The sequence below is a fragment of the Psittacicella gerlachiana genome, assembly GCF_003585965.1.
Taxonomy (GTDB): domain Bacteria; phylum Pseudomonadota; class Gammaproteobacteria; order Enterobacterales; family Psittacicellaceae; genus Psittacicella; species Psittacicella gerlachiana.
This window is the reverse complement of sequence record NZ_NRJF01000116.1, coordinates 1-14,891: the sequence shown is the minus strand read 5'-3', so window position 1 is coordinate 14,891 and position 14,891 is coordinate 1. Positions and strand designations below refer to the sequence as shown.

Sequence of the window (14,891 nt, the reverse complement as noted above, 5' to 3'; positions counted from 1 at the left end):
AAGTTCAGAGGACCTTTTTGTTAAGTTAAATAACTAATTAAACTTAAAGAGGAAACTCTTCAAGAGCGTTTAAAAGGTTAGTTATGGCTTTACCAGGAATTCCTAGTTCTTTAAGTAGGTGTTGCGGATTCGGAGTTGTTCTGAGCTGTTGAACTATTTGTCCGGTAGTTCCAAAATAAGTATAGAGACGATCTAAGCTCTTAGCACCTAGTCCCGGAATTTTCGCTAACATATCCTTGCCACTTTCTAATTGACGATCTCTTTGCTCGGTACGTTTACGGTTAGCATAATTATGAGCTGCATCTCGGAGTTTTAAAATATAGTAGAGTTCGTTGCTATGAGCAGGAATTTCAATTTCTTCTCCTGTTACACCATCAAGAAATTTTTCCGCAGTGTAGCGACGGTTTTCTTGCTTAGTTACGCCAATGGTTTTAATCGGATATAAAAACTCAATAAAGCTATAACTCATTAGTACTAACTCGAGTAATTGTTTTACGGTAAGATGAGCTGGTAATTGAGCAAGAAAGCTAAAGGTAGTAGGATAATAGCTCTGACTTTCATCATTGAGTTCACTAAAGCTATGGAGAAACGTCTCTTCTTGAGTTTGTAACTCTTGGTGTAGTTGCTGTTGTTGCTTAGTAACCAAATAAGCTATAGTTTGATAATGTGGTGCTTTTTCTTGGCTTGCCATTTGTTGATAAAAACGGATTAAGAGTTCACAACTGGGATAAGCAACACCTCTTTCAAGTGAGCTTAAGCAAGGTTGTAAGTAGAGATCATAGACTCTTTGGGCTGCATTAAGAGCAATCAGGTTACTTGGCATTCCTGGAAAGAGCTGGTAATTTTTTTGAGCTAAGTGAGAGATGAGATTTTCTCCTCTTAAGACTAAACTAAGATAGACTTCAATCGCTCTTTGCTGTTGTAAAATCGGAATTAAGGCTTGATTAGCTACTTTAAGTTGCTGAGCTCCGCCATCAATTAAAATCCCTAAAGGCATTTCTTGAATAAAGACTTGGTTTTGATAGCGTTTACGTACCGCTTGCTCCATAGCTGCATAGTCATCACCTGGGGTAATATTTTCAATATTAAAGTGACGATAATCACTAGCTAAGACCCCTTGACTATTAGCGGCTACACATGATCCCTTTGCAAACATCCCTCGATCATGAGAGATATCAAAACAGTGCATTTTATTTAGCACTCCATTGAGAGCAAAGAGATCAGAAAGATGATTCCAAGCATTATTCTCTATCTCGGCTTCAGGTAAGAAATTAAATTTAGTAAAATCAAAATTAGTTTGTTTTCCTTGAGCTAAAGCTAAAGTGTAATTAAATTGTAACCTACTTGTTTCTAAATAGGTTAGATGCGAAAAGAGTTCGCCCAAGGTGGCATTTTCTTCTAAGGCATCGAGTTGCTCTTCCACGAGAGGAAAGATTTGTTGTAATCTTTGCTCTTGGTATTTGGTAAAAATAGGGAGAGTAAATACTTGAGTCTCAACTTGTTTGAGAGCAACTTGACTTGCTTTTGCCCATAAGCTTCCACTATAACTTTGTTCAAGATTTAAGGGGTATTCGTGATGCGGTAAAGGAGCATAAAGTAGATGCTTAGCTTGTTGTTGCAATTGTTGTTGCATTTTTGGATTAAGTTGCGAGAGGAACTTTTGAGCTTGTTGTTCTTGCGGTAAACTTAGGTTAGAGGTTACGTTCGTGGTAAACTCTGGAGCAAAATCCGCAAATTCTTCGGCTTCGAGTTTGTCGAGATCCACATCTTTGGCAAAATCGAATACATCCCAGTCTCCTTCTTCAAGTAAATATTGCTCAAGAGGATTATCATTACACACTTGTTCATTGGTCACTAGGACTCTAGGTGAGGAGGGTTCAGCTTCTTGAACTTTTTTATGCAAAAACTCTTGGTTTAATTGAGTAAAAAGTTTTAGTTGGCGTTGGAGAAGCGAAGCGGAGATATTTTTCTCTCCAAGGAGTTCTAAAACTAAGTGAGCTACGAGTTTATCCTGGTGCTGGGGTTGGAACAAATTTGGTAAAAGCAGATTAAATAAGTCGATATCAGAGGCCAAATATTGTCCTAAAGCTTGTAGGAGTTGCTTTTTATCTTGCATGCTATTCCTTATTTAACATGGATTTTTCTAGTTTTTTGGCTATGAGCTTTCTTGAGGTTTCACTAGATTTACGTTTTTCGGCAGTGCGATTTAAAACTAGATTCACTCTTTGCTCTATGGCACAAGAGGCATTGTACTCAGCAAGTTGAATTAAACTTGGATAAGGACAACGAGCACTTAGTAAAACGTTATAACCAAAAATTTGCGAAAGCTCTTTTGAGAGTTCTTTGGCTTGTTCTGGAGTAAAACCTGACTCATGGACAATAATTTTTCGAGGTAAATGATTTAAAATTTCAGTATTACTAGGTAAATACTCTGCTTGTCTTACTTGACGATAGTAAGGAGCTAAAAAACCTTGATAGAGTTGAGCATTACTTAACTCTTGTCCTAGTTTACGAGCAAGATTTAAATTCTTACTCTCGCTAAGGGGAGCGAGAAGCATATTGCGAATATCTATGACCAGCCCATGACAAACTTCAACTATAGTCATACAAGTTCCCAGTTTATTCTTAAAGAGGAGAACTAATTCAAAGTTATCTTTAAAATTTAAGGTATCGAGAATAGATCTTGTCGCAATATGGGCTTTGGTAGTTGGCATTTGCTGGGCAACTTGCTTAAATAAAGCTTTGCCGGCAACTCCTTTATGTAAAATGATTTGTTTAATTGGTTGCCAGTAGGCTTGATAATCTAGAGGTTGAGTAAAGACGCAGTGTCCCTTACAAAGACCAAAATCATATTTATCGCAAGGATGCTGATAACGCTGATGACGACGAAAAATAGTGGGAGAACAACTTGGAATCTTAAATACCTTTTGGAATTCCTCAATAATTTGTGCCCAACATCTCGTATTGGTAAAAGGACCAATAAATTCAATTTCCCGTTTGAGATGACGACTAAGAACGAGAATATCTCGTCGATAAGCTCCCATAGGATAAAGACTTTGATAAGGTTGATCGGGAGTGAGGTATAAGTATTTGGAGTTCTCGGGGCTAGTTTTATTGTAGTGAGGTAAATAGAATTTTTGGTAAACGTTGTATTCGAGCTCATTAGCTTCGTGATCAGCAAAGACAAAAATGGTTTGCATGGCTGCAATTTGTGCTTCCATTTCTGGACGATGGGAGCTCCCATTAAAGTAGCTCGCAAATCTTTTGGGGAGTTGTTTTGCTTTCCCAACGTAGATTACATGCTGATCATGACGGAGCATGCGATATACCCCTGCTACCGGAGGAGTAGCATTACAGAATTTCTCCGGATTAAAGGGGATATCTTGGTTCATGAGCCAACGAATTTGGTGTTCATGATCAATAAAATCAACTAAAGTGAGGGTAGCCATAATTTCCTTGATTCTTAAATTATTTCTTACTTTATTTTATCACTTTAGTGACAAAAAGGAAAAAGAGTACGGTAAGAAAGCCGTACTCTTTACGATTAATTTTGTGCTAATAACGCTAAAGTTGCTTGAGCTGCAAGGGTATCTGAATCCTTTTGTAAAGCTAAGTGTTCAAGGAAATAAATGAGGCGAATTTGTTGATTATAATCAAAGTTTAATAGGCTTTTGATTTGTTCGCTAATATTTTCTGGCGTTAAATCATCTTGAATTAACTCTTTAGCAATTTCATTTTCCATAATCACGTTAGCCAGCGAGATATAAGGAACTTTAATTAAGCGCTTAGCTAAGAAAAAGTTTAAGCTACTTAAACGATAACCTACAAGCATAGGCGTATGACAAAGTAAAGTATCAAGGGTTGCTGTTCCAGAAGAAACTAAAGCAAAAGCTGAGGTTTGCAATACTTGATGAGCATGACCGTCAACAAATTTTAGGTTGAGGTCAGGGTAGTCAGCGGCTATAGTTAAAAGGTCATCCTTGAGTTTGTCTTTGGCAATAGGAACAAGGAGTTCTACGGTTTTAGGGAGAAGTCCTTGGGCAATTGCATGACGTATGCCACTAAGATACCAAGCAAAAATCAGTTCTACTTCACTAGTGCGTGAGCCAGGTAAAACTGCAATTCTTAACTCTTGGCTCTCAGGTTCACAAGCTTGTTGTTGAGGGTTATAGACTTGAGCTAGTGCTAATTCTTGTTGAGCTTGTTGAGCTGAAGGTAAGCTGGCAACAAAGGCTTGAATTTTCTTTCCTTGATTTAGGAAATCTGTCTCAAGATCTAAGCTAGTTTTGGTTGCTGTTTTTTCAGCTTTAGTTTTAGCTTCTGCAGTTGCTCTAACTTGAGTTGAGTTCGCCTTTGCAGCTAAGTTATTTTGAGTTTGTAAATACTTAACTTGCTCAGGAGTTAAAGTAAGGTAGTAGTTACCATCAATACCAAGAACTAAGTCATCTAGCTCTTTATTAATAGAAGCCTGACCATGTTGTAAAATCAAGTTATTCTTACTGGTTTCTGGTGGCAAGCTTGAGTTGCTTGCTTCTACTTTAGAAGCTGAAGCTGGTACTGAAGTTTCCTGGGGAGTAGAGTCTGTAGAGGTTGCTTCAATTAAACTTGCCTCAGGTTTTTGCTCAGCTTGCTTTTGGTTGGCCTCCATTAAGCGTTTAGCTTGCGATACCGAAATCTTACCTCCCGTCAGAGCAAAGAGCTGCTGTTGTGAAGCCTCAATCAGCAGTTTTTCATACACCTTAGCATCTTGTTGGAGATTTTCTCCAAGTTTATTTGCAAGACGATGTCCGACAAAAGTAGCTGCTTGTTGATGACGATCAAAAAACTCTTTTTCAAAAGGTAAGAGACAAAGTACGAGATCACAAGCTTGTTTAATGGTTTCTACTCTTCCTTGACGCCATGCCCAAACCGAAGGACTCACATATTGAATCGTTTTGATTTTTAGTTCGGTTTTAGCATAGGTTTCGAGACGTAGATTAAAATCTGGGTTATCTATGCCAATGTACATTTGAGCTTGAGACTCTTTTAATAGAGCTTTAGTACGACTAATAACACGAAGAATTTTTGGTAAGCTTAGAACTACATCTACAACGCCAAAATAAGATAAATCGCTAATATCATACCAAGTTTCTACTCCCTGCTCACGCATTAAGTCACCACCAATGCCGACAAATTGGAGATCGGGACGATAAGATTTTAATTTGGCAACTAAACCAGCTCCGAGTTGATCTCCACTAACTTCACCAGCAACGATGCAAATTTTGGTATGCGGAGGAATTTGCTCCAAATATTTTTGTAAGTCTCCTGAATTAGGAAGAGGAGTTAGCATTTTAATATTTCCTTAAAAATTAATAAAGTCAGTTTTTCTTATTAATTATTATACCTAAAGTAAGAGGTAAATTTGAGAAAACTAAGAAGATAACCGAGTTTTTTAAAGAGAAATAAAAATAAAATAATCTTCACTCAAGGCTCAAGATGTAATAAAATAGAGATTGTCTGAAAAAAGATAATTTATAGATTAAGCTTTGGCAATGCAGAGCAGACGCTGTGCATATGAAAAATTTTTATAAAGCAAAAACTTAACGTCGAGTTAAGTAGTTATGCTGGGGAATAAGATTTAAATGAAAAATGTATTAACAATCCAATCACATGTAGTTTATGGTTATGCAGGGAATAAAGCTGCAACCTTACCTATGCAACTATGTGGGGTAGATGTATGGCCCTTAAATACCGTGCAGTTTTCTTCATCAACTCGTTATCCAAAATTTGCTGGTCCAGTGACGACAAATGAAGATCTATTAAAAATCGTGCATACTTTAGCTGATCCAGAAGTAGATTTTTTACGTCGTGTAGATGCAGTTTTATCAGGTTATTTAGGTTCGGCTGAGCAAGTTGATGCAATTCTTGAAATTGTGGATACGGTGCGTGAACAAAATCCTGATGCTGTATACCTTTTAGACCCAGTAATGGGGAAAGCAGGTAAAGGTTGTATTGTTGCTCCTGGAGTAGCACAAGCAATTCGTGATAAAGCTGTATCTCGTGCAAATATTACTTGTCCGAACTTAGAAGAGTTACAAATTCTACATGGTAGTGAATTAAAATCTTTTGCCGATGCGGTAAACGCTACGGTAGAGTTAGCTAAAAAAGGTCCTTCAATTGTAATGGTAAAACATTTACATCGTTGTGCTAAACAACCTGGAGAGTTTGAAAGCTTACTCTATGATGATAATACCGGTAAACTTTATCATTTAACTCGTCCACTTGTAGCTTTACCTCGTGATCCAGTAGGAGCGGGAGATATGCTAACGGGAGTGCTTCTTGCTTGTTTACTAACTGGAAAAACTGCGTTAGAAGCTTTTGAACATGCTCAAAATGCAGTGTACTTAGTAGTAAAAGCTGCTGAAGACGCAGGTGAATTAGAGTTACAACCGGTAGCAGTGCGTCGTGAAATTATTGATCCACCATTAACTTATCGTGCGGTGGAATTAAATCCTGCAGATTATCAAGCAAAACAAAAAGCTTTATAAAAATACAAAATAATCATAAAGGATTTAGTGGTACAAAATATTTAGTAGTACAAAGTACTTAGTAGACTAATAATTTAGGAAGAGATCTTAAGGCAAGCCTTAGGATCTCTTTCTTTTATATGTGGAAGGGCAGTAAGTTTTGGTATTCCCTGCCAAAGAATTAGATTAAATTTTGCGATTTTCTTTGCTTTAAAGTGGTCTAAGTTCTTAGTTAATTTGGAGTAATTGCTTTAGCTTCTTGGATCTTTTTTCTTGTGAGGCTAGGATTAATGGTAAAATATAGCCAGTAAATATGTATCATTAGGGGGAAGAAAAGTTTACTTTTCTTTACCATATAATTTGGATTTTTGGATGCTTAATAAACACCTTTTTCTTTTAACCTCAGCAACTTGTGCTTCGCTTGCTTCTTTAGTTATTAAAAGAAAACAACTATTAACAGAGCAAATTTATGTTTTCTATACGCAAGAAGCAGCTCATGCCGTGCTAGGTTTAGATCTACCTCTAGAGCAAACTCTAGCTATAGATTCTTACAAAGAGGAATTTGCTAGTTTACTCAATGTAGCTCAAGCCCAAGATTTTTCTTTAAGTAATTACTTTGCCTTAGTACAAAGTTATTATCAATTGATTGCCAATTTTCTCGAACAGCGTCAGTATCAGTATGCACAAATTAATGCTCAAACTTTAACTTTACCTGAGTTTTGTGCTTATGTTCCTTGTCTTGATACTATTGAGGCACAGGCTTTAGCTAATCATCCTCAGTGCCAAGAGTTAAGTGTAATTGAAGCGGATATAAGTGCTTATGTAGGAAATAACCACTCGAAACCTTTACAATTTACTGAAGAGTTTGCCGAGTTCTATCAAGATTATCCACAAGCAAGTTATTATGCTACAGGGATAGCTCCTTATACAGCATGCCGAGCTCTCGATCTAATTGGTTTAATGAATCAAAAGCTAGGGACATCTCAGAATCCAATTACTTTTTACCGAGCAAATGTAGCTGCTTTTTATTGGTTAGGGGCAATGTACGAAGGGCGTCAGTTGCGTTTAGAAACTTTTAGTGAAGATGAAATTGCAAGGCTACCCCAACCTCGAGCTTTTAGTCAGCATCTTGTATCTATGGCTACCCAAATGCGTCAAGAGGGGATAAGTCAATTTGCAATTTTCAAAGCAAATCTATGGGTAATTGATGCTTTAACTTTACAATTGTTAACTCCTGAGCATTTTGCAGACTATTTAGTACGCATGGGAGAAAAGTTTTCTTTCCTCGCTTATAAAAAAGTTTTAGTGAAGTTAGATGTTCAAGCAACAGCTACCCAAAAAGAGCAAGTGAGCTTAGCTTTACAAGAGTATGGAGTTGAGGCGATCTTTTTAGAGAATCAGGAATACTTATATCCGATCTTTTTAACTTTACCACCAAATAGTTTTACGGTTCATGGGTTATTTGCTCCTGAATTATGCTATGCCGTAGCAGGACGTCAAACTTGGGTAAATGATTTAATTTTAGGAGTAAATTATCCTGAAGTAGAAGAGTTCTGTCGCCAAGCTAATTTTAATATTAATAATCTCTTAAAGTCTTTTACTCAAAGTTTAGGGATAGATCTTAGAGATGCCCAAAGAGCTGAGAAACTGGTAGCTCTTGGACGTGAGCGTTTTACCAAGTATTTATGGCAAGATTTAGCTGATCAAGCGTTTGTGAATTATGAAAAGGATTTACAAACCAAAGTTACCCAAATTTTAGGGCGAGAAAATAGTATTTTTATGCCTACCTTTAGAGATGTGTTAGGTAAAAACTTAGAAACGCCTGAAAAATTTAAAACTTTAGAAGCGGAAAATAAAAAATCTTTTGCGTTCTTTGTTCCTAAAGAGGTTAATGTTAGCTCCACAGTTGAGAAGCAAGAAGAAAAACAAATTGTTTCAGCAGTAAAAGCAACTTCTGCTTCTGCTCGTGAAAAAGAAATTGCTAAAACCTCAACCTTAGATACTGAGCAAGCTAATAAAACAGAAATCGAAAAAGACGTAACTGTAAAATCTCTTGCAAGTAAAGAAACAGTTGTACCAACTACTGAAACTATTTCTGATTTAGAAATTAGTAAGATCAATCCGATTTATCTTGATCATAGTGAACGAGAATTAAATGCCAAAGCCTTAAAATCGGTAAAAGAAAAAGGATTACAAGGTTCTGCTTCGGATTTAAATGTTCTTGCCCAAGCTCGTAATATGGTTGGGATTGCGAAAAAGAACTTAGAAGATGTAGCTTTACAACGTAAGTACGCAAATACTAATAGTGTAGAAAGTGATTTATCAGTAGCCTATGTAGTTGCGAGTCAACGTTTAGAAAAAGAACAAGAGCAAGCTACACGAAAAGTCGTAAATCCTTTTGCTTTTGGGATTAATGAGCAAGCTAATAAAGTGCTTTTTGCTCCAAGTTTTTTACAAACTTTTGTCCAACATCAGTTAACTTTTAGTGAAAAAGAGCAGAACTTACCTTTACTAGCAACAGGAACTTTAAAAGCTTTACAGCAAGCTTGTAAGTTGGTTAAGGGCTTTAGTGCTCTAGAAACTTCTAAGTTCGAAGAATTTGCGAGTTATCCTTTACTAGATTTTATTTATTCAGGATTTGATCTACGTAAACATAAACTAGCTAAAGTTTTTGTGGTTGATGATGCAGATACCCTAATCCGCCAAAAAGTTTGGTATGGACATAAAGGGATGATGCAGGGAGAGATCATGGTTTTAACTACCAAGCCTGAAATTCTTTTAGGTAAGGTTGATTACTTCCATCGCACGATTAACTATAGTTCTTATGCGGCTGAATTAGAGGCTAAACCTTATTTTAATATTAAGGATTTAGTGAATGTAGGTTTTACCTTACAAGCTCGCATTCAAGCGGCTTTAGGTTATTTACCTACTGATCTTTATGTTTCGCAATTTAATAAATCAGTTTTCTTTATGCTGATTACGAATTTACCTTTAGCTCATCTCCATGTGTTACAGCGTAAAGGAGTTGCACCTATGTATCATGATTTAGGTTTAGGGGCGATGCACAAGCTGTTAGCACAATTTAAACAAGAGTATCAGCACCTATTAGCTTATCCTCGTTTAGTTCAGGAAAAACATGGTATCGATGATATTCTTTACTCCTTAGGAGATGAAGAGGGACAAATGTATACCAAGTATGTAGTGCGTGGTACACGTTTTAATATCCAAGAATAAGCGTAAATTAATTATTTACTTATATGAAAAAAGTCTCGAGATTTCGAGACTTTTTTGCATAGATAAATCAATTTAATTTGGAAGCATCTCACCTTGAGGTTTGGGTTAAATAAAGATGAAAGCATAGATTTGCAAGGAAAAATGTTTGCTAATTAAAGTTTTTGCCGTATTTATGGTAAAAATACCAAGAGCCAAGACAGCAAATAAGAATTAAACATCCATTAATAAAGAGCAAAGTTGCTCCTTGATATCTTGGGAGCATGGTAAGCCAACCAATTAAGATTCCCGGGATGGTCAAGCGAATAAAGGTTAATAAGGATACAGCTGTACCTGTCATTTGTGGAAAGTACATTAAATAAGTAACGGTCATATTGCCAATTTGAAACCCATTTAAGGCCATATTTAATCCGAGGACAAGAATAATACTGGTGACACTTAACCATTGTGGATTGAGAACAAGGGTAAAATTAGCAAGAGTAAAAAACGCCTGTACGCTCGTTGCCGCTAACCACACTTTGAGAGGAGAAAATCCATGTTTCATGGTTAGTTTATTGAGTTGAATCCCCACAATCTGTAACAGAACCAAGGCAAAGGTATAGTAACCAAATACTTGAGGAGCAAGTTGATAGTCTTCAAGATAGATTACTGGTAGTAAGGTCGGAAAACCAAAAACTGCACAAGTAAGTAAAGTGCTATTAATAATTAAGAGGAGAGCGGGTTTGGTACTCAGAATTTGCCAAAAGTTTTTGCTGATTTGTTTTACTTTTATAGATTGGACTTTGCTTGGATCTAGAGTTTCTGGAATAAAGCAAAGCACGATAAAAATACTGATGGCAAGAACAATACATACGCCATAGAAAATCCAATGCCAGCCAAACCAAATAAAAATATAGCCACCAATTAAAGGGCTAAGAGCTGGACCAAAAAGAAATAAAGTAATAAGCCAAGCATTAAAAATCACAAAACGGCGAGGACTAAAGATATCTTTAATCATTACCTCAGGGGTAGCACTTAAAGCTCCAAAGATAATCCCCTGACCAATACGAATAATAATGAGCCAAGTATAGCTAGGAGCATTAATCATGGCGAGGTTAATGAGAATACCTAAAAAAGAACAGATAATTAAAGCTTTCTTACGCCCATATCTATCGATAAGCGGACCAAAAATTAAAACTCCTAATCCCATACCTATGAGATTGTAGGAAATAATTTTTTGCATCTGCTCGAGAGAGCTTTCGAAGTCCTGAGCCATGGTTTGCAAAGCTGGAGAAAAGGCATCATTGACAAAAGCTGACATAATCGTCAAGATTGCCAAGAGAGGGATAAGGATACCAATTGGTGGTAATTTTCTTTGTAATTCTTGTTGCCAAGGAGTAATTTGTTCAAAAGAATCTTTCATAAGGATATAAATAGAACTCTTTAAACGAGGTTTAAAGAGTTCTAAATTAAAATTTAAAATTAACGAACAATAAAGACTAAGGTTACACGTTGTACTTGACTAAGCATTCCTGCAGGAGGAGGCGTTACTCGACCTGTATTGACAATAGCTTGTACGCCAAGAGCACAAACATTAGCTTGTCCACGTGCTGAACCTTGGTATGGAGTTAAGGTACCATCAGAAGCTATATTTACATCTACAGCACACTGACGTCCCGTAAAAGCTGGATTATAACTAAAGTTATTATTTACTTCACTTTGGATTCGAGCTTTATAGCGTTCGAAATCATTGGCACTTTGATCACTTGTGCGTGAGCCATCGCCACCACCATCACCTATGAGGTCAGCAAAGGCATCGTTTAATTGGGTAGTTTTTGCTTCTTGAGCTGCTTTGGCTTTAGCTTGGGCTTGAGCTTTGGCTTTAGCTTGTGCCTCAGCTTTTGCTTTAGCTTGTGCCTCAGCCTTTGCTTTAGCTTCCGCTTCAGCCTTTGCTTTAGCTTTAGCCTCTGCTTCTGCTTCTGCTTTAGCTTTAGCCTCTGCTTCTGCTTTAGCTTTAGCCTCTGCTTCAGCCTTTGCTTTAGCTTCCGCTTCTGCTTTAGCTTTAGCCTCCGCTTCAGCTTTTGCTTTAGCCTCCGCTTCAGCTTTTGCTTTAGCTTCCGCTTCAGCCTTTGCTTTAGCTTCCGCTTCTGCTTTAGCTTTAGACTCTGCTTCTGCTTTCGCCTTGGCTTCAGCTGCATTGATACGCTGAGCTATGAGTTGACGAGCGTCAGCTATATCTCCGGTATCTAAAGAAATTTTTATTGGGGCTTGAGTTGCTGCATTATTACCTTCTTTTAGATCTATATTTCCTTCCATGCCTTGAGCTTCTTTATAAGCGCTTTGACTTTGCCAAGAAATAAAGGATAAGAGTACACTAGCATGTAATAGCACCGCAATCCCACATTGCCACCAAAGACCTTTACGGTTTGCTTTCATTCTTTGTCCCTTGTCTGAGAGGGTTAATTGCTACTAGAACTAGGATTAGTGATTAATCCAACATCAACAATCCCGTAAGCTTTTAAAATAGTTAAAGCTTGTACGACATTATCATACATAGCCCCTTTATCAGCAGCAACTTGAACAATTAAGTTTTTTAGATCTTTTCCTTGGAGTACTTGATTTAATTGAGCTTGGAGAGTATTTTGATCTAAAGCAGTATACTTTTGAGCATTAAAAAGTAAAGTGTAGCTATCAGCTCCATGTACTTCTACGACCACTATATCTTTTTCAGCAGCTTGGGTAGTAGCTTTGGCTACACTTGAGTTAGGAACAGTGACATCTATTGAACTATTTACTGCAGGAGCTGCAATCATAAAGATTAAGAGTAAGGTTAAGAGTACATCTAGGAAAGGAATCATATTGATTTCCGTTTTACGTCCTGGACGTACCCCAGAACGTCTTCTATAGTTAGCCATGCTTACTCCTATGCTTGAGGATTTGCGTTAGCTTGACGTAGACGACGGTGTACATCCTCTTGGATTACCCCTGTAAAGCTATCTTGGAAGTTATAGTAATTAGTTTCGTTGAAGTTAACACGACGGTTAAAGATGTTATAAAAAACTAAAGCAGGAATTGCCACAAATAACCCCATAGCTGTAGCAATTAGAGCTTCTGAAATTCCTGGAGCAATTGCTTGAATATTTACTTGTTGTAATGAACCAAGGCTGGTAAATACTTCAATAATTCCCCATACGGTACCAAATAAACCTATATAAGGAGAAATACTAGTAATAATTGAAAGGATATTTAAACCAAAATCTTGATCTTCAACTTCTTCAGAGATGGTTGAGGTCATTTTACGGTTAATTAAATCCATAAGAGCTTCAGGAGTTTGATATTTAATATTTGAAATAGTTTTATAAGAAGCAACTCCTTCCGAGAAAACTCTACTTACGCCCACAAGGTTGTTTTGTTTTTCGGTAAACTCTATAAGTTTAGAAAAACCTACGCCTTGGTTATAAGTGTTAATAAACGCCTTATCTTGACGTTTTACACGACCAAGGGTAATAAAACGGTTAATAATTAGAGTCCATGACCATAGAGATAAGATTAGCAATAAAATCATCACGATTTTTACAACTAAGCTTGCTTCAAGAAAAATATGATAAATAAATTCTAAATTCATTTGTAGTTACTTAATAATTAATAAAAAAATCTAGGTTGTTTTGTAGTGAGAGAGGAAATCTTGTCATCAATTATACTATTTTTCGTTTGTGTTTGGGTAAGAGATGGTAAAATTAGTAGTTGCGATAAATCAATTAGGTAATTTTATATGGCAAAAGTAAGTGTAATTCTAGCTAATCTTGGTACTCCAGACGAACCTACGGCAAAAGCAGTATCATCTTATTTAGGAGAGTTTCTTTCCGATCCTCGTGTAGTAGATGTTTCTCAACCTAAATGGGGAATTATTTTACGCTTTATTCGTTTTTTCCGCTCTCCTAAGGTAGCTAAGATCTATCAATCTGTATGGAGTGACAAAGGAAGTCCACTCCTAGCGATTTCTCAAGCTCAAAGAGATGGCTTACAACAACTTTTAAGTGAGTTATATCCTCAACATCAGTGGACTGTAGTTTTAGGGATGACCTATGGCGAACCTAGTCTACAAGAAGTGACCACGCAAGTGTTTAATCATCATCCTGAGCATGTGATTTTACTTCCCGCTTATCCTCAATTTTCTTCAACTACAGTGTTACCGGTAATTGATGCGTTTAATCGAGGTTATGCTCATAAGAATCAGAGATTAGTTGCTCCTTTTAGTATTGTTCATAACTATCATTTACATGCTAGTTATATTTATACTCTAGCCCAAAGTATTCGGGAGCATATTGCTGAGCTTGAGGGAATTCCTGTCGCTCAAGTAAATCCAGCGAGTTACTTTCATGCACAAAATAAACTCTTTATGAGTTATCATGGGATTCCTACACGTTATGCTCAAGAGTTACAAGACCCTTATCCGCAACAATGTGAGGCAACTACTTTGGCTTTAGCTCAAGCTCTAGGCTTAAAACCTGAGCAATATCAAATGACTTATCAATCGGTATTTGGTAAAGAACCATGGCTCGAGCCTCAAACCGACCACACTTTAACGAGCTATGCACAAGCTAATCCAGGTGCGCAAGCAATGGTAATTTGTCCGGGGTTTGCAGCTGATTGTATTGAAACTCTTGAAGAAATTGCCGAGCAGAATCGAGATTTATTCTTAGAGCATGGAGGCAGTAAGTTTTCTTTAGTGCCTTGTTTAAATGCCAAAAGTGAACATTTACGTATGTTTATTGATGTGCTTAAACCTTATATAGATTTAATTGAAACTCAGCATTTAGATCTTTATAAAAAATAAAGCATAGTTTTGATATAAAACCAAGAGTAACCAATAGTAGGTCTCTTGGTTTTATTTATCTTGGTTTATCTAAAGATTTTCAAGAGTTAGAGATAAGAAATTTCCTTAACAAGGAAAGAAAGTTTGCTCTCTAGTTAAGGGAAAATAATTCTTGAGTTAAGAAGTAGATAATTAAATAAATTTTATTTGTAAATAAGATTATAAAATTTTTATTTTTATGAAGAGTTATAAGGAATAGTTTTTAAGAAAACTCCTATTTTTCATGTAGTTATTTTCAATGTTTTTGTTAAGCTATTGTTAAAAATATAAAAAATTGTTAAGAAGTTATATAAAACTTA

The 14,891-nt window shown here is 36.5% G+C and carries 10 protein-coding genes; 3 read left to right on the top strand and 7 right to left on the bottom strand.

The genetic code is table 11. The features are described from left to right. Positions 1–43: 43 nt before the first annotated feature. The 3 genes from CKF59_RS04430 to CKF59_RS04420 form a co-directional block, all read right to left on the bottom strand. Positions 44–2,116, bottom strand: coding sequence for a hypothetical protein (locus CKF59_RS04430; protein ID WP_119534768.1), 2,073 nt, complete (start codon positions 2,114–2,116; stop codon positions 44–46). Between the two features lies 1 nt (position 2,117). Beyond that, positions 2,118–3,449: a GIY-YIG nuclease family protein gene (locus CKF59_RS04425; RefSeq protein WP_119534767.1), complete on the bottom strand. Its 1,332-nt coding sequence runs from the start codon at positions 3,447–3,449 to the stop codon at positions 2,118–2,120. A 95-nt stretch (positions 3,450–3,544) separates the two neighbouring features. Then, entirely contained in the window at positions 3,545–5,329 is a 1,785-nt protein-coding gene (locus CKF59_RS04420) for a lipid-A-disaccharide synthase (protein WP_119534766.1), read from the bottom strand. Between the two features lie 292 nt (positions 5,330–5,621). On the opposite strand from CKF59_RS04420, the gene pdxY reads away from it, so the two are divergent. Further along, positions 5,622–6,527 carry a pyridoxal kinase PdxY gene (gene pdxY / locus CKF59_RS04415; RefSeq protein WP_119534765.1) on the top strand — a complete coding sequence of 302 codons (906 nt, stop codon included), beginning with the start codon at positions 5,622–5,624 and terminating at the stop codon, positions 6,525–6,527. A gap of 351 nt (positions 6,528–6,878) precedes the next feature. Beyond that, on the top strand, positions 6,879–9,740 hold the full coding sequence (locus CKF59_RS04410) for a hypothetical protein (RefSeq protein ID WP_119534764.1): 2,862 nt from the start codon (positions 6,879–6,881) through the stop codon (positions 9,738–9,740). A gap of 148 nt (positions 9,741–9,888) precedes the next feature. Here the strand turns inward: CKF59_RS04410 and CKF59_RS04405 are convergent, their stop codons facing one another. From CKF59_RS04405 to CKF59_RS04390, 4 genes are read right to left on the bottom strand one after another with little or no spacing between them, the layout of a single operon-like run. Beyond that, positions 9,889–11,139, bottom strand: a complete 1,251-nt coding sequence (locus CKF59_RS04405; RefSeq protein ID WP_119534763.1) for an MFS transporter — start codon at positions 11,137–11,139, stop codon at positions 9,889–9,891. A gap of 59 nt (positions 11,140–11,198) precedes the next feature. After that, positions 11,199–12,152 carry a cell envelope integrity protein TolA gene (gene tolA / locus CKF59_RS04400; RefSeq protein WP_222985584.1) on the bottom strand — a complete coding sequence of 318 codons (954 nt, stop codon included), beginning with the start codon at positions 12,150–12,152 and terminating at the stop codon, positions 11,199–11,201. Between the two features lie 23 nt (positions 12,153–12,175). Continuing rightward, positions 12,176–12,631, bottom strand: coding sequence for a biopolymer transporter ExbD (locus CKF59_RS04395; RefSeq protein ID WP_119534762.1), 456 nt, complete (start codon positions 12,629–12,631; stop codon positions 12,176–12,178). 8 nt (positions 12,632–12,639) lie between these two features. Continuing rightward, positions 12,640–13,341, bottom strand: coding sequence for a MotA/TolQ/ExbB proton channel family protein (locus CKF59_RS04390; protein WP_119534761.1), 702 nt, complete (start codon positions 13,339–13,341; stop codon positions 12,640–12,642). A 147-nt stretch (positions 13,342–13,488) separates the two neighbouring features. Between CKF59_RS04390 and hemH the strand changes: the two genes are divergently transcribed. Then, positions 13,489–14,553 (top strand): ferrochelatase, encoded by a 1,065-nt coding sequence (gene hemH, locus CKF59_RS04385; RefSeq protein WP_119534760.1) that lies wholly within the window; start codon positions 13,489–13,491, stop codon positions 14,551–14,553. Positions 14,554–14,891: the final 338 nt, after the last annotated feature.